At 62.6% G+C, this 25337-nt stretch carries 17 protein-coding genes; 5 read left to right on the top strand and 12 right to left on the bottom strand.

Going from position 1 to position 25337, the window contains the following annotated elements:
- Positions 1 to 4: 4 nt before the first annotated feature.
- Together eda and edd are read right to left on the bottom strand one after the other, a co-directional pair.
- On the bottom strand, positions 5 to 649 hold the full coding sequence (gene eda / locus BLW25_RS07405; RefSeq protein WP_092897784.1) for a bifunctional 4-hydroxy-2-oxoglutarate aldolase/2-dehydro-3-deoxy-phosphogluconate aldolase: 645 nt from the start codon (positions 647 to 649) through the stop codon (positions 5 to 7).
- Between the two features lie 138 nt (positions 650 to 787).
- Complete coding sequence (gene edd, locus BLW25_RS07400) at positions 788 to 2605, bottom strand: phosphogluconate dehydratase (RefSeq protein ID WP_092897782.1); 1818 nt, start codon at positions 2603 to 2605, stop codon at positions 788 to 790.
- A 305-nt stretch (positions 2606 to 2910) separates the two neighbouring features.
- On the opposite strand from edd, the gene BLW25_RS07395 reads away from it, so the two are divergent.
- Positions 2911 to 4134 (top strand): RSP_2647 family RNA methyltransferase, encoded by a 1224-nt coding sequence (locus BLW25_RS07395; protein ID WP_092897780.1) that lies wholly within the window; start codon positions 2911 to 2913, stop codon positions 4132 to 4134.
- A 1-nt stretch (position 4135) separates the two neighbouring features.
- Positions 4136 to 4678: an RSP_2648 family PIN domain-containing protein gene (locus tag BLW25_RS07390; protein ID WP_092897778.1), complete on the top strand. Its 543-nt coding sequence runs from the start codon at positions 4136 to 4138 to the stop codon at positions 4676 to 4678.
- Between the two features lie 93 nt (positions 4679 to 4771).
- Here the strand turns inward: BLW25_RS07390 and eno are convergent, their stop codons facing one another.
- Both eno and BLW25_RS07380 read right to left on the bottom strand, forming a co-directional pair.
- Positions 4772 to 6049: a phosphopyruvate hydratase gene (gene eno / locus BLW25_RS07385; RefSeq protein WP_092897776.1), complete on the bottom strand. Its 1278-nt coding sequence runs from the start codon at positions 6047 to 6049 to the stop codon at positions 4772 to 4774.
- A 126-nt stretch (positions 6050 to 6175) separates the two neighbouring features.
- Positions 6176 to 7099: a DMT family transporter gene (locus BLW25_RS07380; RefSeq protein ID WP_092897774.1), complete on the bottom strand. Its 924-nt coding sequence runs from the start codon at positions 7097 to 7099 to the stop codon at positions 6176 to 6178.
- A 688-nt stretch (positions 7100 to 7787) separates the two neighbouring features.
- Between BLW25_RS07380 and BLW25_RS07375 the strand changes: the two genes are divergently transcribed.
- Entirely contained in the window at positions 7788 to 11441 is a 3654-nt protein-coding gene (locus BLW25_RS07375; RefSeq protein WP_092897772.1) for a vitamin B12-dependent ribonucleotide reductase, read from the top strand.
- A gap of 942 nt (positions 11442 to 12383) precedes the next feature.
- Here the strand turns inward: BLW25_RS07375 and BLW25_RS07370 are convergent.
- The 8 genes from BLW25_RS07370 to BLW25_RS07330 form a co-directional block, all read right to left on the bottom strand.
- Positions 12384 to 14804: a GcvT family protein gene (locus BLW25_RS07370; protein WP_092897770.1), complete on the bottom strand. Its 2421-nt coding sequence runs from the start codon at positions 14802 to 14804 to the stop codon at positions 12384 to 12386.
- A gap of 56 nt (positions 14805 to 14860) precedes the next feature.
- Positions 14861 to 15775: a hypothetical protein gene (locus tag BLW25_RS07365; RefSeq protein ID WP_092897768.1), complete on the bottom strand. Its 915-nt coding sequence runs from the start codon at positions 15773 to 15775 to the stop codon at positions 14861 to 14863.
- The gene (locus BLW25_RS07360) at positions 15772 to 17067 is read right to left on the bottom strand and encodes a branched-chain amino acid ABC transporter permease (RefSeq protein ID WP_092897766.1); all 1296 of its coding nucleotides are present in this window, start codon (positions 17065 to 17067) and stop codon (positions 15772 to 15774) included. Before BLW25_RS07360 ends, BLW25_RS07365 begins: the two co-directional genes overlap by 4 nt.
- A gap of 1 nt (position 17068) precedes the next feature.
- Positions 17069 to 18073: a branched-chain amino acid ABC transporter permease gene (locus BLW25_RS07355; protein WP_092897764.1), complete on the bottom strand. Its 1005-nt coding sequence runs from the start codon at positions 18071 to 18073 to the stop codon at positions 17069 to 17071.
- On the bottom strand, positions 18073 to 18486 hold the full coding sequence (locus BLW25_RS07350; RefSeq protein WP_143040464.1) for a hypothetical protein: 414 nt from the start codon (positions 18484 to 18486) through the stop codon (positions 18073 to 18075). The genes BLW25_RS07355 and BLW25_RS07350 overlap by 1 nt, the downstream gene beginning before the upstream one ends.
- Positions 18487 to 18882: 396 nt before the next feature.
- Complete coding sequence (locus BLW25_RS07340; RefSeq protein ID WP_092897759.1) at positions 18883 to 19596, bottom strand: ABC transporter ATP-binding protein; 714 nt, start codon at positions 19594 to 19596, stop codon at positions 18883 to 18885.
- 67 nt (positions 19597 to 19663) lie between these two features.
- Positions 19664 to 20446 (bottom strand): ABC transporter ATP-binding protein, encoded by a 783-nt coding sequence (locus tag BLW25_RS07335; RefSeq protein WP_092897757.1) that lies wholly within the window; start codon positions 20444 to 20446, stop codon positions 19664 to 19666.
- A gap of 144 nt (positions 20447 to 20590) precedes the next feature.
- A complete protein-coding gene (locus BLW25_RS07330) occupies positions 20591 to 21793 on the bottom strand; it encodes an ABC transporter substrate-binding protein (RefSeq protein WP_092897755.1) in 1203 nt (400 codons plus the stop codon).
- Between the two features lie 245 nt (positions 21794 to 22038).
- Here BLW25_RS07330 and BLW25_RS07325 point away from each other — a divergent pair, with 245 nt between their 5' ends.
- Together BLW25_RS07325 and BLW25_RS07320 are read left to right on the top strand one after the other, a co-directional pair.
- Positions 22039 to 23169, top strand: coding sequence for a PQQ-dependent sugar dehydrogenase (locus BLW25_RS07325; protein WP_092897753.1), 1131 nt, complete (start codon positions 22039 to 22041; stop codon positions 23167 to 23169).
- 1312 nt (positions 23170 to 24481) lie between these two features.
- Positions 24482 to 25294, top strand: a complete 813-nt coding sequence (locus BLW25_RS07320) for a HugZ family pyridoxamine 5'-phosphate oxidase (protein ID WP_092897751.1) — start codon at positions 24482 to 24484, stop codon at positions 25292 to 25294.
- Positions 25295 to 25337: the final 43 nt, after the last annotated feature.

Below are 25337 nucleotides of genomic sequence, written 5' to 3'. Positions count from 1 at the left end.
GAAGTCAGCGGCGGGCGAGGCCTTTGGCCTCAGCGGAAAGCCGGGTAACCTCGGCCCAGGCGCCGGCCGCAAGCGCGTCTTTCGGCGCAACCCAGCTGCCGCCCACGCAAAGCACATTCGGCAGGCCAAGATAATCGGCGGCGTTTTTCAGGCTGATGCCGCCGGTCGGGCAAAACCGCACCTCGGGCAATGGTGATGAAAGCGCCTTGAGAAACCCGGCGCCGCCGGCCTGTTCGGCGGGAAAGAATTTCTGCACCGTATAGCCGCGTTCAAGCAAAGCCATGGCCTCCGAGGCCGAAGCCGCGCCGGGCAGCAGCGGCAGCCCTTCATCTTCGCAGGCCTCAATCAGCGCCGGAGTGGCCCCGGGCGAAACCCCAAACCGCGCGCCGGCTGCCTTTGCCGCCTTCACATCGGCACGGGTCAGGAGCGTTCCGGCCCCGACCACGCCGCCCTCGATCTCGGCCATGGCGCGGATCACATCGAGCGCGGCCTTCGTGCGCAGGGTCACCTCAAGCGCGGGCAGGCCGCCCGCGACCAGGGCTTTCGCCAGCGGCGCAGCCTGGGCGACATCTTCTACGACCAGAACCGGCACAACCGGCGCCAGTCGGCAGATTTGTTCAGCGGCAATGGATTGCTCTGCGGGGGTCATGTCTTTTCCTCGGACAGGTATCTGCCAGCGGCAGTGTTAAGATCTGAGTATTCAGATCAGGGGGAACAAAGCGCCGTCCTCCTGACCTGAACACTCCCGCCGGAGATATCCGGCAAAAGTCGGGGGCGCGGCGGCGGATCAGACGACCACTGCCGCACCATGTTCTGCATTGCCGACCGAGCGGCGGAACATCTCGAAAAGTTCCCGCCCGGTGCCAAAGCCGTTGGCGCTCAGATCAGCCACGACCGGGGCGCGGGTCGCAAAATCGGGGGCGAGGCAGGTCAGCTCCCCCCTGACCGCGTCAAGGCGCAACAGATCACCATCCTGCAACCGCGCGAGCGGGCCGCCACAGGCGGCTTCGGGTGAGACATGGATTGCAGCCGGCACCTTGCCACTGGCGCCCGACATGCGGCCATCGGTCACCAGCGCCACTTTCAGCCCGCGATCTTGCAACACGGTCAGCACCGGCGTAAGCGAATGCAGCTCTGGCATGCCATTGGCCTGCGGCCCCTGGAAACGCAGCACCACGATCATATCGCTGGTGAACTCGCCGCGTTTGAACGCCGCCTTTACCGAGTCCTGGTCATGGAACACCCGCGCAGGCGCTTCGATCACATGGCGCTCGGGCGCCACGGCGGAGATCTTGATCACCGCACGACCAAGATTGCCTTCCAGCTGCCGCAACCCGCCGGTCTGCGCGAAGGGATCGGCGGCCGGACGCAGGATCCTGTCGTTCAGTGTTTTCACCGGGCCTTCTCGGTAGCGGAAGGTGCCCTCATGCAATTCGGGCTCGCGGGTGTAATGTGTCAGCCCGTCGCCAGCGACCGTCTTCACATCCTCATGCAAAAGCCCCGCGCCCAGCAGATCGCGGATCAGGAACTGCAAGCCCCCCGCCGCGTGGAAATGGTTCACATCCGCCAGCCCGTTCGGGTAAACCCGTGCCATCAGCGGCACGGCGCCCGACAGATCGTCAAAATCCTCAAGATCGAGCAGCACGCCCGAGGCCCGCGCCATCGCGGGCAGATGCAGCACAAGATTGGTCGATCCGCCTGTGGCCATCAGGCCGACGATCCCGTTCACATAGGCGCGCTCGTCAAGGATCTCGCCCGCCGGGCGGAAATCATTGCCCAAAGCGGTGATCGCCGCTGCACGCGCCACGGCGGCCTCGGTCAGTGCCTCGCGCAAAGGCGTTCCGGGATTGACGAAAGTGGCGCCGGGGAGGTGGAGGCCCATCACCTCCATCAGCATCTGATTGGTATTGGCGGTGCCGTAAAAGGTGCAGGTGCCCGGCCCGTGGTAAGAGGCCATCTCGGCCGCCATCAGCTCTTCGCGTGTGGCCTTGCCTTCGGCGAAAGCGGCGCGGGTTTTGGCTTTCTGGTCATTGCCAATGCCGCTGGTCATCGGGCCTGCGGGAATGAAAATCGACGGAATATGACCAAAAGTGGCGGCGGCCATGATCAGCCCGGGCACGATCTTGTCGCAGACCCCGAGCCACAGCGCCGAGTCGTAACAGTCATGGCTGAGTGACACGCCGGCCGCCAGCGCGATCACATCACGCGAGAAGAGCGACAGCTCCATCCCGGGCTGGCCCTGGGTTACGCCGTCGCACATCGCGGGTACACCGCCTGCGACCTGGGCCGTGGCACCGAACCTGCGCGCGGTCTCGCGGATGATCTTCGGGTAATCCTCATAGGGCTGATGCGCCGAGAGCATGTCATTATAGGCGGTGATCACCCCGATATTCGGCGCCCGGCCAAGCGCGAGATCTGTCTTGTCTGCGCCCATCGCCGCATAGGCATGGGCCTGGTTGGAACAGCTCAGATGCGCGCGGACCGGGCCTTTGGCGACTGCCGCCGCCATCCGCGCCAGATAGGCGGAGCGCGAATGCTCTGAGCGCCTGCGGATCCGGTCGGTAACGCGGGCGATGATCGGGTTCAGGTCTGGCCTCGATGTCATGTTGGTCTCTCGGTCCTGGCTTTGGGGATCTCCGTGGCGGGGGGCTGGGGCCTGCCTGTCGGAGAAGCTGGGGCGGAAATCGGGGTCGGCAGGGATATTCTGTCTGAAGATAGATCTGTTAGCGCTAACATTAAAGGGGGAAACCCCATTTTGCAAGAGCTTTGCCATCGGAGCAGCACAAAACGGCGGTGGCGTCAAAGGCAGCGTATCGCGATCCGGTGCGAGAGCCGGACGATACGTTATTCCACTGCCGCAAAGAGACCATGCCACTTTCACAAAGCAGCCGGGTTGAGTAAGAGAAGGGCATGACAGAGACAGATATCCCCACCGCCGCGTATAAATATCCAACTGTGCGGCTGCGGCCTAAGGCCGAGGCCCGCGCAATCCGCCACGGCTACCCCTGGGTCTATGCCGATGAGCTGGTGATGGACCGCCGGACTTCCGCGCTGGCGCCGGGTGCGCTCGCGGTGCTGGAAGATGCCGAGCGCCGGCCGCTTGGCCTTGTGACCATAAACCCCGCATCGAAGATCGTGGCGCGGATGCTCGACCGCGATCCGGAGGCGGCGATTGATGAGGCCTGGTTCAAAGCACGTCTGACGCGGGCGCTGGCTGCGCGGGCACGGCTTTACCCCGAGCCCTTCTACCGCCTGATTCATGCCGAGGCCGACGGGCTTCCCGGCGTGGTGATCGACCGCTTCGGCGATGTGGCGGTGGTGCAGCCCAATGCCGCCTGGGCCGAAGGGCATCTCGCGACCCTCGTCTCGGCACTGGCAGCGGTCACCGGCGTGACAACCGTGATCAAGAACGGCTCGGGCCGGGCACGGGGGCTTGAGGGCCTTTCCGAAGAGATCGTGACCGTGCTGGGCACAACGCCTGCCGCGCCGATTGCTGTACCGATGAATGGTGCGACCTACCTTGCCGACCTGACCGGGGGGCAAAAGACCGGGCTCTTCTTTGACCAGCGCGAGAACCATGCATTCACGGCGCGGCTGGCGCGCGGGGCGCGGGTGCTCGATGTGTTCAGCCATGTCGGTGGCTTCGCGCTGGCGGCTTTGGCCGGGGGCGCAGAAAGCGCGCTGGCAGTAGACGGATCGGCACCGGCGCTGGCGCTGGCCGAGGGCGGTGCAAAGGCCTCCGGCGTTGCCGAACGGTTTTCGACGCGGCAGGGCGATGCTTTCCAGGTGCTCGAAGCGCTTGGTGCGGAAGGGGCGCAGTTCGATCTGGTGATCTGCGACCCGCCGGCCTTTGCGCCGGCCAAACCGGCGCTTGAGGCCGGGCTCAGGGCCTATGAGCGGGTGGCAAAACTGGCAGCCGCGCTGGTTGCGCCCGGTGGCTACCTGGTCCTCTGTTCCTGTTCCCATGCCGCGGATCTCTCGTCCTTCCGCAATGCTTCGGCACGCGGGATCGGGCGCGGCGGGCGGCGCGGGCAGCTGATCTATACCGGCTTTGCCGGTCCCGACCATCCGGTACTGCCGCAGCTTGCGGAAACGGGATATCTCAAGGCTCTGGCCTTCCGTCTGGACGGCTGAGGTGAAGGCCGTTCTCGACGCCTGTGTCCTTTTCCCGACGGTTTTGCGGGAGATTTTGCAGGGCGCGGGCGAGGCGGGCCTTTATGAGCCGGTCTGGTCGGACCGGATCCTCGGGGAATGGACGCATTCATCGGCCAAACTCGGCCCCGGTATACAGGTTGTGGCCGAGGGCGAGGCCGCACTGTTTCGCGCGGCTTTCCCGCGCGGGCGGGTCGCGCCGCAACCCGCCATCGAGGCGCGTCTGGTGCTGCCTGATCCCGGCGATCTGCATGTGCTGGCGACGGGTATCGCCGGCCATGCCGATGCGATCGTGACCTTCAATGCCTCAGATTTTCCCGGTCACGTTCTGGCGGCAGAAGGCATTTCCCGGAGGGATCCGGATGGCTTTCTCTGGGAGCTGCAATCGCGTGCGCCGGAAAAGATGGCGGCGATTGTCGGGCGGGTGCGCGCAAAGGCTGAAAGCCTGTCGGGCCAGCCGGTGGACCTGAAACCGCTTTTGAAACGCGTGCGGCTCTTTCGTCTCGCCAAAGCACTGGCCGGCTGATCCTGCAAAAAGACGAGCGCCCTGAGGCGCCCGCAAATTTCGTCTGCGAAATTTGAGCCGGATTTTTCTGAAAAATCCGGCTTCTGGCCAAGGTCAGCCCTTCAGGATCGAACGTCCTGCATATTCTGCGGTTTCGCCCAGCATTTCTTCGATACGGATCAGCTGGTTGTATTTCGCCATCCGGTCCGAGCGCGACAGCGAGCCGGTCTTGATCTGACCGCAATTCGTGGCCACCGCGAGATCAGCGATGGTGCTGTCTTCGGTCTCGCCCGAACGATGCGACATCACATTGGTATAGCGCGCGCGATGCGCCATATCGACGGCCTCAAGGGTCTCGGTCAGGGTGCCGATCTGATTGACCTTCACCAGCATCGAATTGGCGATGCCCTTGCTGATCCCCTCGGCCAGGCGGCGCGGATTGGTCACGAAAAGATCGTCGCCGACCAGCTGCACCTTATTGCCGATCTTGTCGGTCAGCAGTTTCCAGCCCGCCCAGTCATCCTCGGCCATGCCGTCTTCGATCGAGATGATCGGATAATCCGCCGCCAGTTTCGCCAGGTATTCGGCATTCTCTTCCGAGGAAAGCGAGATGCCTTCGCCCTTCATCTCGTATTTGCCACCCTTGAAATATTCGGTCGCGGCGCAGTCGAGGGCGAGATAGATATCTTCACCGGGCTTGTAGCCGGCCTTTTCAATGGCCTTCAGGATGAAATCCAGTGCCACGCGGCTCGAAGACAGATTCGGCGCAAAGCCACCCTCATCGCCGACATTGGTGCCGTAGCCAGCTGCTGAGAGCTCTTTTTTCAGCGTGTGGAAGACTTCCGATCCCATGCGGACCGCGTCACGGATGTCATCCGCGCCGACCGGCATGATCATGAATTCCTGGATGTCGATCGGGTTGTCGGCATGTTCGCCGCCATTGATGATATTCATCATCGGCACCGGCAAGACACGTGCCGAAGTCCCGCCGATATAGCGGTAAAGCGGCTGGGTCGTGTATTCCGCCGCAGCCTTTGCCACCGCCAGCGAGACGCCGAGGATCGCATTGGCGCCAAGGCGGGATTTGTTCGGCGTGCCATCCATCTCGATCATGGTGCGGTCGATGCCGGTTTGCTCGGTGGCATCATAGCCGACCAGCTCTTCGGCGATCTCGCCATTGACGGCAGCCACCGCCTCCAGCACGCCTTTGCCGAAATAGCGGGATTTGTCGCCATCGCGGCGCTCATTCGCCTCATGGGCGCCGGTCGAGGCCCCCGAGGGCACTGCGGCGCGGCCCATGGTGCCGCTTTCCAGCACCACATCGACCTCTACGGTCGGGTTGCCGCGGCTGTCGAGAATTTCGCGGGCGTGAATGTCAATGATCGTGCTCATCGTAAGCTCCGGGTCAGACGTTTCTGTTTCAGTCGGGCGGGATGGGCCGATCCCGATCTCCGTTTAGCGGGAGCGGCCGCCCTGGGGAAGGGCGGCAATCCCAGGACCTGCGTGTTTTTTGTCGGGCTAGGTCTGCACCCGCTTTCTGGCGCGGCCGAACATATAGAGACCGGACAGGATCACGAGGCCCGATCCGATCACCACATTGACGCTCAGATCTTCGCCAAGGAAAAGCACCGCCAGTATGAAAGCGAATACCAGGCGCGTGTAACGGAATGGTGCCACGGCCGAGACTTCGCCGATCCGCATCGACTCGACCACCATGTAATAGCCGATCAGCCCGGCCAAGACCGCGCAGGCCAGCACCACACCCTGTTCGGGGGCGGGCGCCTGAAAACCCTCGCCGCGCACCAGCATCAGAAGCACGCCCGCCGGGACCGAGGCCAGCACCCCCCAGGACGAAAGGCTCATCGTTCCCAGATGCGGCGGCAACCGGCGCGTTACGAGGTCGCGTACCGACAGCGCGATGACACAGCCGACCATGGCGAGGCCGGCAATGTCGATCCCGGTCTTCCAGGGTTCCAGAATGATCATCACACCGACAAAGCCGGTCAGGATCGAGATCCAGCGCCGCCAGCCGACGGTCTCGCCCAGAAACAGCGCGGCCCCTGCAGTGATCATCAGGGGCGACGCCTGCAACAGCGCCGAGGCCGTCGCCATCGGCACCAGCGCAAGCGCCAGCAGATAGGTGAAAGCCGCCACCCCTTCCGAGACATTGCGGATCAGCGCTATGCCGCGCAAAGCGGCCATGCTGAACACCGCCTCGCCACGACGCAGCGCCAGGAGCGCGAAAATACCGCCCCCCGCAAGGCCGTTGATCACCAAGACCTGACCCGGCGGCATCGAGACTGCGGCATGTTTGAGAAAGGTATCCTCGATGGCAAAAGCGGCCATGGCGCTGACCATCAGGACAGCGGCCCTGCGGTTTTCAGTCACGCTTGCGGCCGCGCGTTCTGCGGCGCTGTCCGGGGCGGCATTCGGGGCACTCATTCGCTAAACTCCTTCACACCGCTCGCCGGTCCCTGGGCCGGTTTTGCCATCAGGGACGCGCTTGCGCCCGGCATATGGTGGTGACTTTCCTGCTCTTAGCCGGAGTTTTACGCAGGGGAAAGTGACACAGCCGTCTCACCTGCGACAGAATGAGGCACCGGCGACCCCTGTTTGCGATTTCGCGCGGTTGCGACATTTTTGCCCGGCAGCACATACGGCGTTTTGGGGAATCGGTCGCTGGGCTGTTTTCCACAGGGGAACGCAGTGCCCCGCGTATCTGGCCAGGCTTCATCCGCGATGTGAAGCTTTCGGGCCAAACCGCCCGGATCGGAGGGAAAAGCCGGCACCGGCCAGAATACATCCCGGGATCGTCCACAGATTTGCCCACATCTGCACGCTGCAAAACCCGGGCCGGAACTGGCCCGGCCCCGGCGCATGGCCCCGTGGCGTCAAGATGACATTGCGGGAAGGGACCGAAATAAATCCGTTGAAACTGCCGTTTTCCTACGACACGTTGCTCGCGAGGCAGGTCAGGCCACCATATGTTGTATCCTTTGCACCAACACCTTTCGACGCCGGCTCTTGTCGGCCGAACCGGTCCCGGTGTGGTGGTTCAGGCCCGGGATGTCACGACCAGTGCTGCATCCGCAAAAACAAGGGCCGCAAATGGCCCACAGGGGACAGAGCAATGAAAATCGAGCGCAGATTTACCAATGCCTCCGGCGGTGCCTGGGGCGCGGTGCATTTCACCACCACCACTTCTGAAATCCGCAATCCCGATGGCCGCATCGTCTTTCGCAATGACGCGGTCGAGGTGCCCGAGGGCTGGAGCCAGGTTGCATCGGACGTGATCGCCCAGAAATACTTCCGCCGCGCAGGCGTTCCGGTGCGGCTGAAGCGGGTCAAAGAAAAGGGCATACCCGAATTTCTCTGGCGCTCGGTCGCTGACGAGGCGGCGCTGGCCCTTTTGCCCGAGGGCGAGCGCTATACCGGCGAGACCTCGGCAAAGCAGGTCTTCGACCGCCTGGCCGGCGCCTGGGCCTATTGGGGCTGGAAGGGCGGCTATTTCACCCGTGAGGAAGACGCGCAGCATTATCTTGACGAGATGCGCTATATGCTGGCGCGGCAGATGTCCGCGCCGAATTCACCGCAATGGTTCAATACCGGGCTACATTGGGCCTATGGGATCGACGGGCCGGGGCAGGGCCATTTCTATGTCGATCATGTCAGCGGCAAACTGGTGCAATCCACCAGCGCCTATGAACACCCGCAGCCGCATGCCTGTTTCATCCAGTCGGTCTCGGATGATCTGGTGAAAGAGGGCGGCATCATGGATCTCTGGGTCCGCGAGGCGCGTCTGTTCAAATATGGATCTGGCACCGGCACCAATTTTTCGTCGCTCAGGGGCGAGAATGAAAAGCTGTCGGGCGGCGGCAAATCTTCGGGGCTGATGGGGTTCCTCAGGATCGGCGACCGCGCGGCAGGGGCGATCAGATCCGGTGGCACCACACGGCGCGCGGCCAAGATGGTGATCTGCGACATGGATCACCCCGATGTCGAGCAGTTCATCAACTGGAAGGTGATCGAGGAGCAAAAGGTTGCTTCGCTGGTCGCCGGATCCAAAGCGCATGAGCGCGAGCTGAACGGCATTTTCGCCGCCATCCGTGCCTGGGACGGGTCCGAAGCCGATGCCTTTGATCCCGCCAGGAATGCGCGTCTGAAAGCCGCGATCCGTTCGGCAAAAAGGGCTCTGATCCCCGATACATACACCAATCGCGTGCTGCAATATGCCGCCCAGGGCTTCGACAGTATCGAATTCCCCACCTATGACACCGACTGGGATTCCGAGGCCTATTCCACCGTCTCGGGCCAGAATTCGAACAATTCGGTGCGGGTGACCGATGCCTTCCTCACGGCGGTGCGCGACGATCTGCCTTGGGAGCTGGTGCGCCGTACCGACGGCGTGGTGGCGAAAACCGTTTCGGCCCGCGATCTCTGGGATCAGGTCGGCCATGCCGCCTGGGCCTGTGCCGATCCCGGCATCCAGTTCCATGACACGATCAATGCCTGGCATACCTGCCCGGAAGATGGGCCGATCCGGGGCTCGAACCCGTGTTCGGAATATATGTTCCTGGATGATACCGCCTGCAATCTGGCGTCTTTGAACCTTCTGACCTTCTGGAAAGGCGGGAGGTTCCAGGCCGAGGCCTTTGTCCATGCCTGCCGGCTCTGGACGCTGACGCTGGAAATCTCGGTGATGATGGCGCAGTTCCCGTCGAAGGAAATTGCGCAAAGATCGTATGAATTCCGCACCCTGGGTCTGGGCTACGCCAATATCGGCGGGCTTCTGATGACCATGGGGCTTGGTTACGATTCCGCCGAAGGCCGTGCGCTCTGCGGCGCGCTGACCGCGATCATGACCGGCATTTCCTACGCGACATCCGCCGAGATGGCGGCAGAACTGGGGGCTTTCCCCGGCTATGCGAAGAACCGTGACGCCATGCTGCGGGTGATCCGCAACCACCGCGCGGCGGCGCAGGGCGGCGGGGGGTATTCCGGGCTGAACGTGGCGCCGGTCCCGCTTGATCATGCGAATTGCCCCGATGCCGCACTGGTCGCACTGGCCCGGCTCGCCTGGGATGAGGCGCTGTCGCTGGGCGAGGTGCATGGCTTCCGCAACGCCCAGGTTTCGGTCATCGCGCCCACCGGGACGATCGGTTTGGTGATGGATTGCGACACCACCGGAATCGAGCCAGATTTCGCGCTGGTGAAGTTCAAGAAACTTGCCGGCGGCGGCTATTTCAAGATCATCAACCAGTCGGTGCCGGCGGCGCTTGAGGCCCTGGGCTATCCCGCCCATCAGGCGGCCGCGATCGTGGCTTACGCGGTCGGGCATGGCAGCCTCGCCCAGGCACCCGCAATCAACCATACCGCGCTGATCGGTCATGGCTTTGGTGCCGCCGAAATCGCGAAAGTCGAGGCGGCTTTGCCCACGGCCTTCGATATCCGCTTTGTCTTCAACCAATGGACGCTTGGCGAAGAGTTCTGCAAGGGCACGCTTGGCATTCCGGAAACCGAGCTGATGGATCCCGGTTTCGATCTGCTGAAACATCTGGGCTTTACCCGCGCCCAGGTCGAGGCGGCGAATGACCATGTCTGCGGCACCATGACGCTGGAAGGCGCGCCGCATCTGAACGAGGCCCATCTTGCGGTCTTTGACTGCGCCAGCCCCTGTGGCCGCAAGGGGCATCGTCTGCTCGGCGTCGAAAGCCATATCCTCATGATGGCCGCCGCGCAGAGCTTTATCTCGGGCGCGATTTCCAAGACGATCAACATGCCGTCCTCGGCCAGGATCGATGAGGTGCTGGCGGCTTACGCACTGTCCCACAGCCTCGGCGTCAAGGCCAATGCGATCTATCGCGACGGATCCAAACTGTCGCAGCCGCTGGCCGCGGCGCTGATCGAAGGCGATGACGAGGCCGAAGAGGTGCTCGAGACCGGCTCACCGCAGGAAAAGGCGCGGGTGATCGCTGAAAAGATCATCGAGAAAGTGGTGGTCAAAGAGATCGTCCGCAGCCATCGCGAGAAACTTCCCGAGCGGCGCAAGGGCTATACCCAGAAGGCGTTGATTGGCGGCCATAAGGTCTATCTCAGGACCGGCGAATATGCCGATGGGGCGCTTGGCGAGATTTTCATCGACATGCATAAGGAAGGTGCGGGCTTCCGTGCCATGATGAACAACTTCGCAATCGCTGTGAGCGTCGGCTTGCAATATGGTGTTCCGCTTGAGGAATTTGTCGATGCCTTCACCTTCACCCGGTTTGAGCCGGCGGGGATGGTGCAGGGCAATGATTCAATCCGCAACGCGACCTCGATTCTCGACTACATCTTCCGCGAACTGGCGATTTCCTATCTTGATCGCACCGATCTGGCCCATGTCGCTCCAAAAGGCACGGCTTTCGATGATCTCGGCCGTGGCGATGATGAGGGCAAGCCCGACCAGCGCGCTGCAGCCGCGCCGGTGACGCGTTCGGTGGAGCTTCTGAAATCGATCAGTTCGACCGGCTATCTGAGAAATCGCCTGCCGCAGGATCTCCTTCCTGGTAATGACAAGGCAGCCGCTGGGATCGATCCGGTGACGGCGCTGAATATGCTGATCCCGGGCACCCGAACGCCCGGCAGCAGCCTTGCTGCGCTGAATGCCGGGTCAGATGCGCGGAGCCGCGCGAAGCTGCAGGGCTATACCGGGGATTCCTGCACTGAATGTGGCAATTACACGCTGGTCCGCAACGGAACCTGCCTGAAATGCACCACCTGCGGCGGCACAACCGGCTGCAGCTGAGGGCCCGGCGGGGGTGTCGTTGGAGCATAAGAGCCCGGGCCTTACCCCCAAGCCTGCACCGACCCGGTCAGGGCCAGCGTTCCTGCACATGAGCCGACATTGAATGGAAGGGCGCGGATCGACATGGATCCGCGCCTTTCCTTTTCCAGATCAGTTAGTTGCGTCGCTTTTCTGCTTCAGGGTCTGAGCAAGCGCATCCGATCCCCCATCCCGCTACCATTCCATTATTGCCCGAGGAGACAATGCTGCCCTTTGCCTCGCGTCTTCCGGCGGCGAATGGCGTGGGTCGGATGGGTAGCCGGGGCTGGATCTGAAGGCCCTGGTTCGCGGTGATGCAGATCAGACAGACCGCCTGGCCGGTTGTGGTGGCGTAGAGGCGTGCGATCTCTTCCGGCCTTCGGAGGATGGGTTCGTCCGGCTCGGGTCAGAACGGCAAGCTCGTTCGGAGATATAGCGGCGGTGGATGCGCGCCTGCCCGGAATGCGTTTCTCAGGATCGCGCCCCGGGGGGACGGGTAGCGTCTCGAGCGCTATGAGCGCTCGTCCACGACAGGCGCTTTTGCTGCCACGGCCTGCATCTGGCCGATGCCTCGCCATGCCTACCCCATGATTTTTCGGCAACCTGGCACGAGCATGACGGCCGGGCACAGCTGGCAGCCGGCCCCCATATTTCGGGATCTGGGCGCGAGACCGCCTCAAAGAACGGAACTGCAACGCATGGATCGACGAGCTTGATATTGATGTGGTGGGGGAATGTGCGGGGATGATCGCTATCTCCCTGCTGTTCGGCAAGAACCGAGGCGTCTGCTTCGCAAGGGCAACGCCGCGGGGCGAAACCTCGTTCTTACCGGTTTCTCCCGATCCTCTCCGGATCACTGTGGCTCATAAGTGCTGTCAGGAGAGGCGAGCCAGGCGATCATCACTGATCGGTCGCTGTGTCAGATCAGTCGCGCATCCGGCCGCCATCATCCCAGACCGGCGCCAGATGCACCCGGGCCGGGCGGCGCTCGCCGAGGATTTCGACCTCCAGCTCCAGCCCGTCTTCGACGCGATGGGCGGGGATGAAGCCCAGTGCCAGTGACTTTCCGGTCCAGTGGCTGTAGCCGCCCGAGGTACACCAGCCGACGACCTTGCCGTCGAGCCAGACCGGTTCCCAGGCCACGACATCGGCATCGCTGACATCGACTTCCATCGTCACGAGGCGGCGAGACGGGCCGGTTTCGCGTTCCTTCAGCGCGGCCTCTTTGCCGATCCAGTCGACAGGTTTCGTCCAGGCGATAAACCGGTCAAGCCCGGTCTCAGCAGGGGTGTAATCGGGCGAGAATTCGCGCCCCCAGGAGCCGAACCATTTGTCGAGCCGGAGACTCATCATCGCCCGCATCCCGAAGGGGGTGATGCCCAGATCCGCGCCGGCTTTCATCAGCACGTCCCAGAGATGGCGCACAGACATCTGGTCGCAGAAGATCTCGTAGCCGAGATCGGCGGTGTAGCTGACGCGCTGCACAAGGCAATTCGCCATGCCGACAGTCATCGGTTTTACATCCATAAACCTGAACGTTTTCGCCGAGACATCCGTGCGGGTGACGCGCGCCAGCAGCTTGCGGGCATTCGGCCCGGCGATGGTGAAGCCGGATCGCGTATCCGAGATGTTCTCAACATTGACACCGGGCGTGGCATGGTCCTGGAACCAGCGCAGATGCCAGCCCTGCGCGCCATAGCTGGCGGTCAGCTGGAACTCGGTCTCAGACAGGCAGGAGACCGTGAAATCGCCGATGATCTTGCCCGAGACCGCCAGCATCGGGGTCAGCGAAATGCGGCCCGGTTTCGGGATGCGGCCAGCCATAATCCGGTCGAGCCAGGCGCGGGCGCCCTGGCCTTTCACCAGATATTTTCCGAAATTCTGCAATTCATTGATGCCGACGCCTTCGCGCAGGCCTTTGACCTCGCGCGCGGTGGCCTCCCAGGCATTGGAGCGTTTGAAGGTCGGCGTCTCATAGCGCGGCTCGCCGGGCAGGGCGAAGTAATTCACCACCTCAAGCCCGTATTGGCTTCCCCAGACTGCGCCCATCCCGTCAAACACGTCATACATCGGCGTGGTGCGGAAGGGTCGGGCCGCCGGGCGTTCCTCGTTCGGGTATGAGACGTTGAAGCGCATCTGGTAGTTTTCGATCACCTTCGGCACGGTATAGCCGGGGCTGGTCCAGGTGCCGAAACGCGCCACGTCAAAGCCGCGCGGGTCACGTTCGACCTCGCCTTCGATCATCCATTGCGCCAGGGCGAGACCCATGCCGCCGCCCTGGCTGAAGCCCGCCATCACCGCACAGGCCGACCAGTAATTCTTCAGGCCCGGCACCGGACCTATCAGCGGGTTGCCGTCCGGGGCGAAGGTGAAGGGCCCGTGGATCACGCGTTTCACGCCCGAGCGTTCCAGCACCGGGAAGCGGCGCCAGGCAAAGGAGATGGATTCTTCGATTTTGTCGTAATTCTCGTTCAGAAGCTCATGGCCGAATGTCCAGGGCGTGCCGTCCAGCGCCCAGGGCTCGCAGGGCTTCTCATAGAATCCGATGCACAAACCGCGCCCTTCCTGGCGCAGATAGCTCTCGCCGCCCGGATCCATCACATGCGGGAATTCGCGGCCCTGGGCCAGGATATCCATGATTTCGGGGATGTCCTCGGTCACCAGATACTGATGCGCCATCGGCAAAAGCGGCAGGTAAACCCCGGCCATGGCGCCGATTTCCCGCGCCCAGAGGCCGCCGGCATTCACCAGATGCTCGCAGGTCACGGTGCCTTTCTCGGTCACAACTTCCCAGCCGTCTTTCACCGGGCGGGTCTCCAGCACGCGATTGTGCAACACGATTTCAGCCCCTGCCATGCGGGCGGCTTTGGCATAGGCATGGGTGGTGCCGGAAGGGTCGAGGTGGCCGTCCAGCGGGTCGTAAAGACCGCCGATGATGCCGTCGAGATTGACCATACCATCGGTCAGTTTCGAAATCTCAGCGGGCGAGAGGATCTCGGTGTCGAGCCCCATATAGCGGTGTTTCGCACGCTCGGCCTTCAGCTGTTCAAACCGCGCCGGGTTGTCGGCCAAAGTCACGCCGCCGACATGGTGCAGCCCGCAGGACATGCCGGTGATCTCTTCGAGTTCCTTGTAAAGCCGGATCGTATAGCCCTGCAGCGCCGCCATATTGGTGTCGCCGTTCATGGTGTGGAACCCGCCCGCCGCATGCCAGGTCGATCCGGAGGTCAGGTCAGAGCGCTCGATCAGCATGACATCCGACCAGCCGAGCTTTGTCAGGTGGTAAAGCACCGAACAGCCAACCACCCCGCCGCCAATCACCACAACCCGGACAGATGTGCGCATAGCCAACCCTTTCAGATCATATCGGGATTATCGGGCGCACCTGGCAGGATTCTTGTTCACCGGCGACTTTGAGTGTCGTTTATACTGCAGGTCTCGGCGATACGGCGGCAGGCGCGGGCCAGTTCAGGCCAGACCGCGCCGATTGCCGCAGGAGACCAGACCCCTTTGCGGCCGCGCCCGTCGCGGATCGGGCTGCCGGTTTCCAGCCGGCCCAGCTGTTCGGATTTGACCTCTGGCCCGTTCATCGTCACCACCGCGATATGGCGGCGCCGGGCGGCGATCCAGGGCAAAGCGGCCTTTATCCGGGGCCAGAACGGCAGTTTTGACATGAATTCGCGCCGCAACATCACGGCGCAATCCTCCGGCACCGCCCGGATGATGTCGCGTGCGAGTGAGGAGATGATGACATCATCAATACACATGTCGCCTGCGGTCCTATTCTGCGGATCTTGCAACATGGCCGCGTAGAGGCAGGCCGGATTGGGGGTGACGCCTGCATGAAACGCAAGGACCGAGGAATTCCCGACCGGGAAATGCGCCCCCGGGCGCAGCCGGTCGATCAGCCGGCGCAACCGCGAAAAGCCAAGCCCGGTGGGGGGCAGCATGAAGAGGCTGGTTTCATCCCTGACCAGGGCAGCCAGCCGTCCCAGATCACCGATCACCGCAGAATCGAGGTCAATATAGATGCAGCGCAAATCGCGGGGCGTGATTTCGGGCGAGAGCACTGCGACCTTTGCGCGGTAGCCGCGCGAAAAGAATTCCGGCTGGTTGAAGGGGGCAGGGAACAGGCATTGACGGATTCGGGGATCCAGATCCGGGCGCGGGCGGTCGCTGACCAGCACCGCCTCGCGCATCCCGGGCGAGTGGTCAAAAGCTCCCTGGACGATACCATTGATATGTGCTGCACCATAGCGCTCTCCCCAGATGGCCAGGATGAGCGCGAAGGGCAAAGGGCCGGGTTCCGGGTTCATTTCTCGGGGATCAGCCCGCGCGGCGCAAAACGCAGCACCAGGAGCAGTATCACCCCAAGCATCAGAAGCCGCATATGAGCCGCAGATTCCGCCAGCTGGGTTTTCACCGGACCTGCCGGCAGAACCGAGGTCAGCCAGCCCATGATCATCGGCCCGAAGGATTCCGCTGCAAGATAGAGCCAGCCGATCAGGATACCGCCCAGAATGGCGCCCTTATTATTGCCCGAACCGCCGACGATCACCATCACCCAGATCAGGAAGGTAAAGCGCAAAGGTGCATAGCTTGAGGGAGTCAGCTGACCATCGAGCGAGGTCATCATCGCCCCGGCCAGGCCGACCACGGCAGAGCCGAGGATGAAGATCTGCAAATGGCGGTATTTGACATTCTTGCCCATTGCCGCGGCCGAGATCTCATTGTCGCGGATCGCGCGGGTCATACGGCCCCAGGGGCTGTTAAGCGCGCGCTCACACAGCCACAACAATACCAGCACAATGATGGCAAACAGGCCCGCATAAAGCAGTTTCACCGCAATGGCCGAGGCCGGAACCGGATCGGCATTCACCAGCCCGATCCAGTCAGCGAAATCCGGATTGCGCTGCAGTTCCAGCTCATAGGGCACCGGCCAGGGCCGGGGCAGGTCGATCAGGTTCTTTACCCCGCGCGCCAGCCAGTCCTCATTCCTCAGCGCGGCGATGATGATCTCGCCGATCCCCAGCGTTGCAATGGCGAGATAATCCTCGCGCAGACCAAGCGCCACTTTGCCGATCACCCAGGCCACGGCCCCTGCCAGAGCCGCACCCACCGGCCAGGCCCAGAGAGAATTGATCCCGAGACCGCCGATATGCCCGGCTTTCGACGAGTCATTCGCCTCGACCGCCATGACGGCGGGGTCAAGCAGCGCGCGGTAGATGAAGAAGCAGACCAGCAGGAAAGCGATGGTCGCCAGCGTTCGCGTGCTGCCTTTTGGCAGCTTTTTCTGCATCCAGACCGCCAGCACGATTGCAATGGCGCCAAAGACCAGCGCCGAGAGGATCTCGGGTGTGCCGGCTTCCCAGGCACCGGCGACGGGTTTGCCCGAGACCAGCGCCACCCCGACGCCGCCAAGGGCGACAAAGCCGACGATCCCGGCCGAGAACAGCCCGGCCCAGCCCCATTGGATATTCACGCCAATCGCCATCACCGCCGAGATCAGCGCAAGGTTCAGGATATTGAGCGCGAGGTTCCAGCTTTGAAAGAAGCCGGTCAGCAGGAAGAGAGCCGCGACGCCGGCAAAGAGTAGGGTATTACGCATCTTATTTGCTCCCCATGATGCCATTGGGCTTCACCAGAAGTACGATGATCAGGATCACGAAACTCACCGCCACTTTGTAATCGGTCGAGAGCGCCTGGTAGAGCCCGTCTCCGAGCCAGCCCTCCGGCATCAGATAGCCGAGGATCTTGCTCCAGGCGTTGGTGATCAGGATTTCCGAAAAAGCGATGACAAAGCCGCCGATGATCGCGCCGATGGGCGAGCCGAGCCCGCCGACAATGGCGCTTGCGAAGATCGGCAGCAGCATCCCGAAATAGACGAAGACACGGTAGTTTTTATCAAGCCCGTAAAGCGTCCCGGCAATGGTCGCCAGCGCCGCCGCGATGATCCAGGTCACCGTCACCACGCGGTCCGGGTTGATCCCGGACAGAAGCGCCAGATCTTCATTGTCGGAAAAGGCCCGCATCGACTTGCCGGTGCGGGTGCGGTTCAGAAACCAGAACAGCGCCACAACGCAGATCACCGCCACGATCACGGAAACTGCCTGGGAAGTGCGGATCGCCAGGGGCTCGGCCAGACCGGTCGCGGCGCGGAAGGTGGCGGGCGGCAGCAGGAAGCGCTCGCCATCGGCAAATTGAATCTCACGTGTGCCGAGGATCATCCGCACCAGGCCATTCATCACGAACATGACGCCGATCGAGGCGATCATCAGGATGATCGGTTTCGCTTTGGCACGGCGGTAAAAGCGGTAGACGACGATATCAGAGCCCAGCACCAGAGCGGAGGTCGCGATGATCGCGAAAGGCAGCGCGATCAGTGCTGTCGGCAGCGGGCCGGCCGAGACGCCCCAGCTTTGCAGCATCCAGGTGAAAAGGATCGCCATCACCGTGCCAAGCGCCATCGTATCGCCATGCGCGAAATTCGAAAACCTCAGTACCGCGAAAACCAGCGAGACCCCGAGCGCGCCAAGCGCCAGCTGGCTGCCATAGGTCAGCCCCGGCACCAATATGAAATTGGCAAAAGCCACGAAGGCATTCAGAATATCCATCAGCCCGTGGCCTCCGTGCAAATCAGCATTTCGGTCTTGTTTTCCGACCAGCCATTGACGCCCTGCAACATCAGCTGCGCGCCATTCGACGGGGCTAGAAAGAAGACACCATAGAAATTCGGGCCGATCTGGCCCCCGTAAACAAGATCGCCGCCCGAGGTTTTGTCGAGCATCACAAGATCGGTCGCATAGCCCTGGCTCTGGACCGCGATCTTTTCCGGGCCGGCATGGGTGCGGTAATGGCGGCTCGTCTCCTTGCAGCTGCCGCCGGAACATTCATACCGGACGATGCAGTCGAGATTGCGCGCGCTTACACTCAGGGGGGACAGGGTGCAGAGGATTGCCATGACGACCACCGCCTTCCTCGTTGACAGGGGCAGAGCGGCGAGGGACGCGCGCCTATGGTATGACATCAGCTGATCCCTTCCGAAGCACATGTGCCACTGAACGCAATCGATGTGGACTGACCTGCATCAGTTTCTGTGTGAAAGGACAAAGAGAAGCCGCCATCAGGCGCAAAGGTCACGAGGCCAACAGCGCCGCCGGGGTCCTCGACCTGAAAGCTCCGCCCGAACCGGGGCATGGCCCTTGTCAGAGCGATCAGCTTCGCCTGCGGAGGCTCAGGCCCAAGCACGCCCCCGCTGCCGTCATCTGAAAGACGGAAATCGAATATGTGATGCTCGAGCTTTTCGCAAAAATGCGCGAAAGTATCACATCTGAAAACCGCATTGCAGCTGAGACGCTCGACCGCCAAAGCGGGGCCCGAAGAAAGCAGCATAAGGACCAGCGGAGGGATGCTGCGCACCGTTTCAGCCCCCGAGGAAGGATTTGCGGACTTCGGGATCCGCCAGCAACGCCGCACCGGTGTCGGTATAGCGGTTCGCGCCCTGGACCAGCACAAAGCCCTTATCCGCGATCTCCAGCGCCTGGCGGGCATTCTGTTCCACCATCAGGATCGAGATGCCGGTACGGGCGATCTCGATGATCCGGTCGAACAGCTCGTCCATCACGATGGGCGAGACCCCGGCGGTCGGCTCGTCAAGCATCAGCACCTTCGGCTGCGTCATCAGTGCGCGCCCGACCGCGACCTGCTGGCGCTGGCCGCCCGAAAGCTCGCCTGCCGCCTGATTGCGCTTTTCCTTCAGGATCGGGAAGAGGTCATAGATCTGCGCCATTGTATCGCGGATCCCCTCATCCTCTCGGATGAAGGCGCCCATTTCGAGGTTCTCTTCCACCGTCATTGTGGTGAAGATGTTATGGGTCTGCGGCACGAACCCCATCCCCTTGCGCACCCGCGCCTGGGGGGAGAGCTTCGTGATATCCTCGCCATCCAGCCGCACCGTGCCCGAGCGTAAGGATAGCATGCCGAACACCGCCTTCATCGCGGTGGATTTTCCGGCGCCATTCGGGCCGACGATCACCGCGATCTCGCCCTTTTCCACGGCAAGGGTACAGGAATGAAGGATATCAACCGGGCCATAGCCGCCGGTCATGTTTTCGCCGATCAGAAAAGGATGCGCCATTACGCCTCCCCGAAAGTAAAAATGTTGAAATTACCCTGATGCGCGGGGGAGATCCCGACCCACCGCCTCATGCGCCGGCCTTCAGCTTGTTCTTCAGGCCGCGACCCAGATAGGCCTCGATCACGCGCTCATCGGCGCGGATCTCGGCGGCGCTGCCTTCGGCCAGAACTTTGCCCTCGGCCATGACGATCACCGGGTCGCAGAAGCGGCCGATGAAATCCATATCATGCTCGATGACGCAGAACGTATAGCCGCGTTCCCTGTTCAGCCGCAGGATCGCATCGCCGATCGTGTTCAGAAGCGTGCGGTTCACCCCGGCGCCGACCTCATCCAGAAAGACGACTTTCGCGTCGACCATCATGGTGCGGCCCAGCTCCACAAGCTTTTTCTGACCGCCGGAAATCTGGCTCGCCTTGTTATCGGCGATATGGCTGATGGTCAGGAATTCCAGCACCTCATCGGCCCTGGCGCGAAGCCGCTCTTCCTCTTCGCGGATCTTGCTGCGCGAGAAGAGGGCGTTCCAGAGATGCTCGCCATGTTGGCTCCCCGGGACCATCATCAGGTTCTCGCGCACCGTCATCGAGCCGAATTCATGGGCGATCTGGAAGGTGCGCAGAAGGCCTTTGTGGAACAGCTCATGCGGCGCAAGGCCGGTGATCTCTTCGCCATCCATGAAGACCTTGCCGGATGTCGGCGGCAGCCGGCCGGCGATCACATTGAACAGGGTGGATTTCCCGGCGCCGTTCGGACCGATCAGCCCGGTGATCGTGCCCTTGCGGATCTCAAGACTGGCGCCATCGACAGCATGAAAGCCGCCAAAATGCCGGTGAAGGTTCTCGACCCGGATCATGCACTTCCCCTGATTGCCCCCGCTGATACTGCCGTCAGACGCGGCCGGGTGGCGCTTTGTTTGTCACAGGCCCGCGCGGATGCACGGGCCTGCAGGGCCTGTCAAGGCAGAGACCGGGGCAATTGCCCCTACGTCAGCCGGAAATCAGTGATATTTCACCGTTTCCCACTTGCCGTCCTTGATTTCATATTCGCGGTAGCGCCCGGTGACATCGCCATTCTCCAGGAAGGTCACGCCGGTGGCGCCTTCATAGTTGATGGCTTTGCCGGCCGCGATCAGCTCCAGCGCCTTGCCCAGCTCGCCGGGGTTGATCACCTCGCCCGAGCCATCGGCGGGGCCATTGGCGACTTCCATGATCTTGTCTTTGTAGACCTTGGGGTCGGTCGACCCGGCGGCCTGCATTGCAAGGATCATGATCGCAGTCGCGTCATAGGTGTTCGGCGCAAAGTTGGTGGTGCCGTCAAAGCTCGGGTCATTGGCGGTGGCCAGGTCCAGATAGGTCTGGTAGCCGGCCGCGTCTGACGACGGGTGCTGGCCGTAAGAACCCTCCAGCGGGGCGCCAATGGCTTCGGTCAGGGATTCCCCGAACATACCGCCCGGCAGGCCGAAGGTCGTGAAGGCGCCGGTGTCGACCGCGGCCTGGATGATGCCTTTGCCGCCCTGGTCGACATAGCCCGCAACCACGAGCACATCGCCGCCCGCTGCTGCCAGTGCCGCGACTTCGGCCGAGTAATCGGCTTTGCCGTCATCATGCGATGCGTTGATGGTGACCTTGATCCCCTTGGCTTCGGCAGCCGCAGCAATCGCATCGGCCTGGCCCTTGCCGTAATCCGAGTTGGAATAGGAAATAGCGATCGACTTCACGCCACGCTCGGCCAGGATGTCGCCCATGATGATGCCTTCGCGGGCATCCGAGGGCACGGTGCGGAAGAAGAGACCTTCATCCGGATCATCCGACAAGGCCGGCGAGGTGGCCGAAGGCGAGATCATCACGATCCCGTTCGGGATGGCCACATTGGTCAGAACGGCGCGGGTCACACCCGAGCAATCGGCACCGATGATGCCCTTGACGCTTTCCGAAGTGATCAGGCGTTCGGCGGCTGCCGTCGCGAGAGCCGCATCAATGCAGCTGCTGTCTGCGCGCACGCCCGAGAAAACCCAGCCATTGGCGGCCTTGCCGGAGTCGTTCACTTCTTTGATCGCCATTTCCGACGCCAGCGCCATATTCGGCGCGATGGTTTCGATGGGGCCGGTAAAGCCGAGCAGGATGCCGAGTTTCACATCCTCAGCCGAGGCCGAGCCAGCCGCCAGCGCGCAGGCCGCAGTGGCCAGCAGAAACTTTTTCATTGATATCTCCCTGATTGGACCGAGATCCTTTCCCGACCCTAGCCGGGCCGATTTCAAAAGAAAAGCGCCGAAAAATCCAGTTATGAGGGATAAATTCCTTATCCGCCCTCGCAGCGCGGGAGAGCCGCCCCTATCTTTTCTCCCGGAGACTTAATCTGGAGATCTGGCCGGAGATTCTGCCCGGGGCTTTGGCGGCAGCCTTGCCCGAAGCTCTGGCAGTAGGACGCGGAAGCAAGGGGCGCGTGATGATCAAATCCGTAGTGAAGACGGCTCTGACCGGCCTGGCGTTTGCGCTGCTGGCCGGTGCGGGCGCCGCCGGGGCGCAGGGCAGGGTTGAGACCTCGGCTGGCCCGATGGAGATCACCCGGGTGGCAGCGGGGCTAGATATGCCATGGGGCTTTGCCTTTTTGCCCGATGGCAGCCTGCTGGTTACCGAAAAGGGCGGCAGGCTTTTGCGCCTTGCCGAAGGCGGGACACAGGCGATCAGTGGTCTGCCAGAGGTGGCCGTGCTGGGGCAGGGCGGGCTCCTGGATGTGATGGTTCCCGCCGATTTCGCCACCAGTCGTGAGGTCTGGCTGACCTGGGCCGGCCGGAGCGGCGAGGGACTTGCGACCATGGCCGGGCGGGGGCGGCTCTCTGCGGATAACAGCCGACTTGAAGATTTCGAGACCCTGTTCACCGGCGATACAGCCGCCGCAAGCCGGCATTTCGGTGCGCGTATTGTCGAGGGGGCCAGGGGCAATATCTTCATCACCACCGGCGACCGTGGCACCGGCCCGGCGGGGCTTGAGGCGCAGGACCCGGCCCTGAGCCATGGCAAGGTGATCAGCATCGCGCGCGATGGCAGCCCCGATGTCACGCAGACCGGCTGGCGGGAAGGGATCTTCTCGATCGGGCACCGCAATATCCAGGGTGCCGCCGCCACGCCCGATGGTGGCCTGCTGGTCTCGGAACATGGGGCGAAGGGCGGTGACGAGATCAACCTGTCACAGCCGGGCGAGAACTTCGGCTGGCCGGTGATTTCCTACGGGGTGAATTACAATGGCACCAAAATCGGCAGCGGCACCCATGCGGACGGTATGAACCAGCCATTGCATTACTGGGATCCCTCAATCGCGCCTTCGGGTCTGATGATCTATTCGGGCACGCTGATCCCCGCATGGAAGGGCGATGTCTTCACCGGCTCCCTCAAGCTCGATTTCATCTCGCGCCTTGATCCCGAAACGCCCGCCGTCACCGGCTGGGCGGAAGAACGCATCACCGCCCCCGAGACCGGCCGGGTGCGCGACATCCGGGAGGGGCCGGATGGGGCGATCTGGTTCCTGTCGGAAACGGCAGGCGCGATCTATCGCCTGGCTCCCGCCAACCAGGGATAAATCCCGGCAAAGCGGGGCAACTGACGGTCCGGCGCCCCAGGCGGCGGGACCGGGCGGTTCAGGGTTGTCGCTTTTTCCCGCCGCGTCACATCATGTTGAAAAATGGCGGAGCCATAGCCCCTGTCGGCGACCAGAATGGCGGGCTGTGTCAGGTTGTCGGCCCTTACGAAATCATAACCTGGGCAATCGGCTTCCTGCCCGGGCGTGATCCCGGCCCCCAACGGGCGGCCAGCGCCATTGACGAAGGTCGAAGGATCCTAACCGAAAGCCACCTCCCGAACGTACAGGAGCCTCCTGTCAGCAGCCCCACTTTTGCACCCGTTGCACGATGCTCTGCGCGGGTTATGGTGCTTTCGACCATCCGGAGATTGTCCGGTGTGATCCCGGCCTGGGTCAGGCACCTGTTCTTGCGATCCGGAAAATACCATCCGGAACAAGGCGATGATCCGCAGGATTCTGCCAATTCGGGTGTCAGACGGCACGAATGAATCCCTTCCGTGGCGATGCAGTGACAGCATTGGAACGGGTGAGGCTGGGCTGGAAAACACCCTTTGGCGCCATAAGATGCATCTGTGCTATCCGATTTCAGATTAAGGCTGCCGGACCTATCGCCAATCCAGAAAGACCCTGCGATAGAAACCGCCCGCGATACCGGGATCGCGGAGAAATTTGTGCCGGTCGCGGCTGATCTGAAAATTGTGTGCCGGGCCGCAAATTCGGGGGCATGATTGCGCCACGGGATGTTGTTGCACTTATCGGTAAGACGGATTCATGGTGTGAAATCTGAATCTTAGCATTGCTTCAGGCTCGCGCCGCCCGCATCCGTATCGCCATCCTGCATGAGACGCGGCGCCTGGCACGGGCCAGCTGCAAGCGTTCAGCCAGATGTCACATCCGTAACAGGGGCGACGCATGCATGCATTGCCTCAAGGCCAACGCCAAGGGCATCGGCTCGCGCAACTCCGATCGGCGGACCGCAGAAATCCTGATCCGGATCGCCATCACGAACAGATAAAACGCCCTCGGAAGCATCGGGAGCAAAGCCGTCGGCTGAACGAATAGCAAAAAGAGAGCATATCGTTCTGCCGGATCGCGCGATGGAACAGGCCCATTCTCTTCGGGGCGAGGAGTATCACTGGTTCAACAGGCTCGTGGCAACCACTGCCAGTAAGATTCAGGGCGGCGGCAAGAACCTTTCCTCACCTGCAGGGCACGGGCTCCGGAAGGGCTTGAAGCAGGCGCCGTCTCCGGGATAGGGTTCGGGCAGATGCCAGCCATCCGGCAAGCGGACCGACCTGCCGGAGAGTGAACCATGTGCGCCAGCGCCATCACCCCGCGCCGCGTGCCGATCAATCAGACCGCCGCCGCGCCTTTCGATGCCCGCCAGATGGCGCGTGATCTCTTGCGCAGCTGCCGCAGCATTGCGCTGGCGACGCTGGATCAGCACAGCGGCTATCCTTACAGCACGGTGACCAATCTCTCGGTGGAACCCGATGGCAGCCCGCTGTTCTATGCGGCCGGGATCTCGCTGCATGCACGCAATATCCTCGCCGATCCGCGGATCTCGATGACGCTGGCGCAGGCCGAGGGGCTGGATGTGGTCAGCGAAAGGCGGATGACGCTGGTCGGGCGCGCGCTGCGGCTGGAAGGCGAGGCCGCGCGCATCGCGGGGGAACGCTACCGGCGCCGCTTTGCCAAGGCCTCGGCCTATATCCCTCTGAAAGATACCATGTTTTTCCGGGTGGCGGTCGAGGGGATCCATTTCAATGGTGGGGCTGCGCGCAATACCGATCTGCTGACGGTGGCGGATCTGCGCTGCGACCTTGCCGGTGCCGATGATCTGATGCGCAATGAGGCCGAAGAGATCACCCGCCTCCAGGCCGACCGCGAGAGTTTTGCCTTTCTGACCGCGAAGGCGGGCGGCGCACGCGGGCGCTGGCGGATCGCGACCATAGACCCCGAGGGGATCGACCTGGCGGCTGAACGCGCGCTGCACCGGATCTGGTTTCCGCAGCGCGTCACCAGCCGGGCAGAGCTGCGCGCGATGCTCGCGGGGCTGAGCGTCCAGGCCCGGGGGGTACTGCCTGCCGTGGCAGCGATGCCGCAATTTCGGGGGAAACCTTAATCTCTGTTTAATAATTGCACGCTGCCGCATTGCCCCGGGCGTG

This window comes from Rhodobacter sp. 24-YEA-8 (assembly GCF_900105075.1).
Classification (GTDB): Bacteria; Pseudomonadota; Alphaproteobacteria; order Rhodobacterales; family Rhodobacteraceae; genus Pseudogemmobacter.
The sequence above is the reverse complement of the archived record's forward strand: the minus strand, read 5'-3'. Positions and strand labels throughout refer to the sequence as shown.

Bases quoted from the DNA above. Each gene is read 5' to 3' on its own strand.
- BLW25_RS07355 (WP_092897764.1), bottom strand. From the start codon at position 18,073: ATGGATATTCTGAATGCCTTCGTGGCTTTTGCCAATTTCATATTGGTG.
- BLW25_RS07370 (WP_092897770.1), bottom strand. From the start codon at position 14,804: ATGCGCACATCTGTCCGGGTTGTGGTGATTGGCGGCGGGGTGGTTGGC.
- BLW25_RS07340 (WP_092897759.1), bottom strand. From the start codon at position 19,596: ATGGCGCATCCTTTTCTGATCGGCGAAAACATGACCGGCGGCTATGGC.
- BLW25_RS07375 (WP_092897772.1), top strand. From the start codon at position 7,788: ATGAAAATCGAGCGCAGATTTACCAATGCCTCCGGCGGTGCCTGGGGC.
- BLW25_RS07350 (WP_143040464.1), bottom strand. From the start codon at position 18,486: ATGTCATACCATAGGCGCGCGTCCCTCGCCGCTCTGCCCCTGTCAACG.
- BLW25_RS07365 (WP_092897768.1), bottom strand. From the start codon at position 15,775: ATGAACCCGGAACCCGGCCCTTTGCCCTTCGCGCTCATCCTGGCCATC.
- BLW25_RS07325 (WP_092897753.1), top strand. From the start codon at position 22,039: ATGATCAAATCCGTAGTGAAGACGGCTCTGACCGGCCTGGCGTTTGCG.
- BLW25_RS07395 (WP_092897780.1), top strand. From the start codon at position 2,911: ATGACAGAGACAGATATCCCCACCGCCGCGTATAAATATCCAACTGTG.
- BLW25_RS07330 (WP_092897755.1), bottom strand. From the start codon at position 21,793: ATGAAAAAGTTTCTGCTGGCCACTGCGGCCTGCGCGCTGGCGGCTGGC.
- BLW25_RS07335 (WP_092897757.1), bottom strand. From the start codon at position 20,446: ATGATCCGGGTCGAGAACCTTCACCGGCATTTTGGCGGCTTTCATGCT.
- BLW25_RS07320 (WP_092897751.1), top strand. From the start codon at position 24,482: ATGTGCGCCAGCGCCATCACCCCGCGCCGCGTGCCGATCAATCAGACC.
- edd (WP_092897782.1), bottom strand. From the start codon at position 2,605: ATGACATCGAGGCCAGACCTGAACCCGATCATCGCCCGCGTTACCGAC.
- eno (WP_092897776.1), bottom strand. From the start codon at position 6,049: ATGAGCACGATCATTGACATTCACGCCCGCGAAATTCTCGACAGCCGC.
- BLW25_RS07360 (WP_092897766.1), bottom strand. From the start codon at position 17,067: ATGCGTAATACCCTACTCTTTGCCGGCGTCGCGGCTCTCTTCCTGCTG.
- eda (WP_092897784.1), bottom strand. From the start codon at position 649: ATGACCCCCGCAGAGCAATCCATTGCCGCTGAACAAATCTGCCGACTG.
- BLW25_RS07380 (WP_092897774.1), bottom strand. From the start codon at position 7,099: ATGAGTGCCCCGAATGCCGCCCCGGACAGCGCCGCAGAACGCGCGGCC.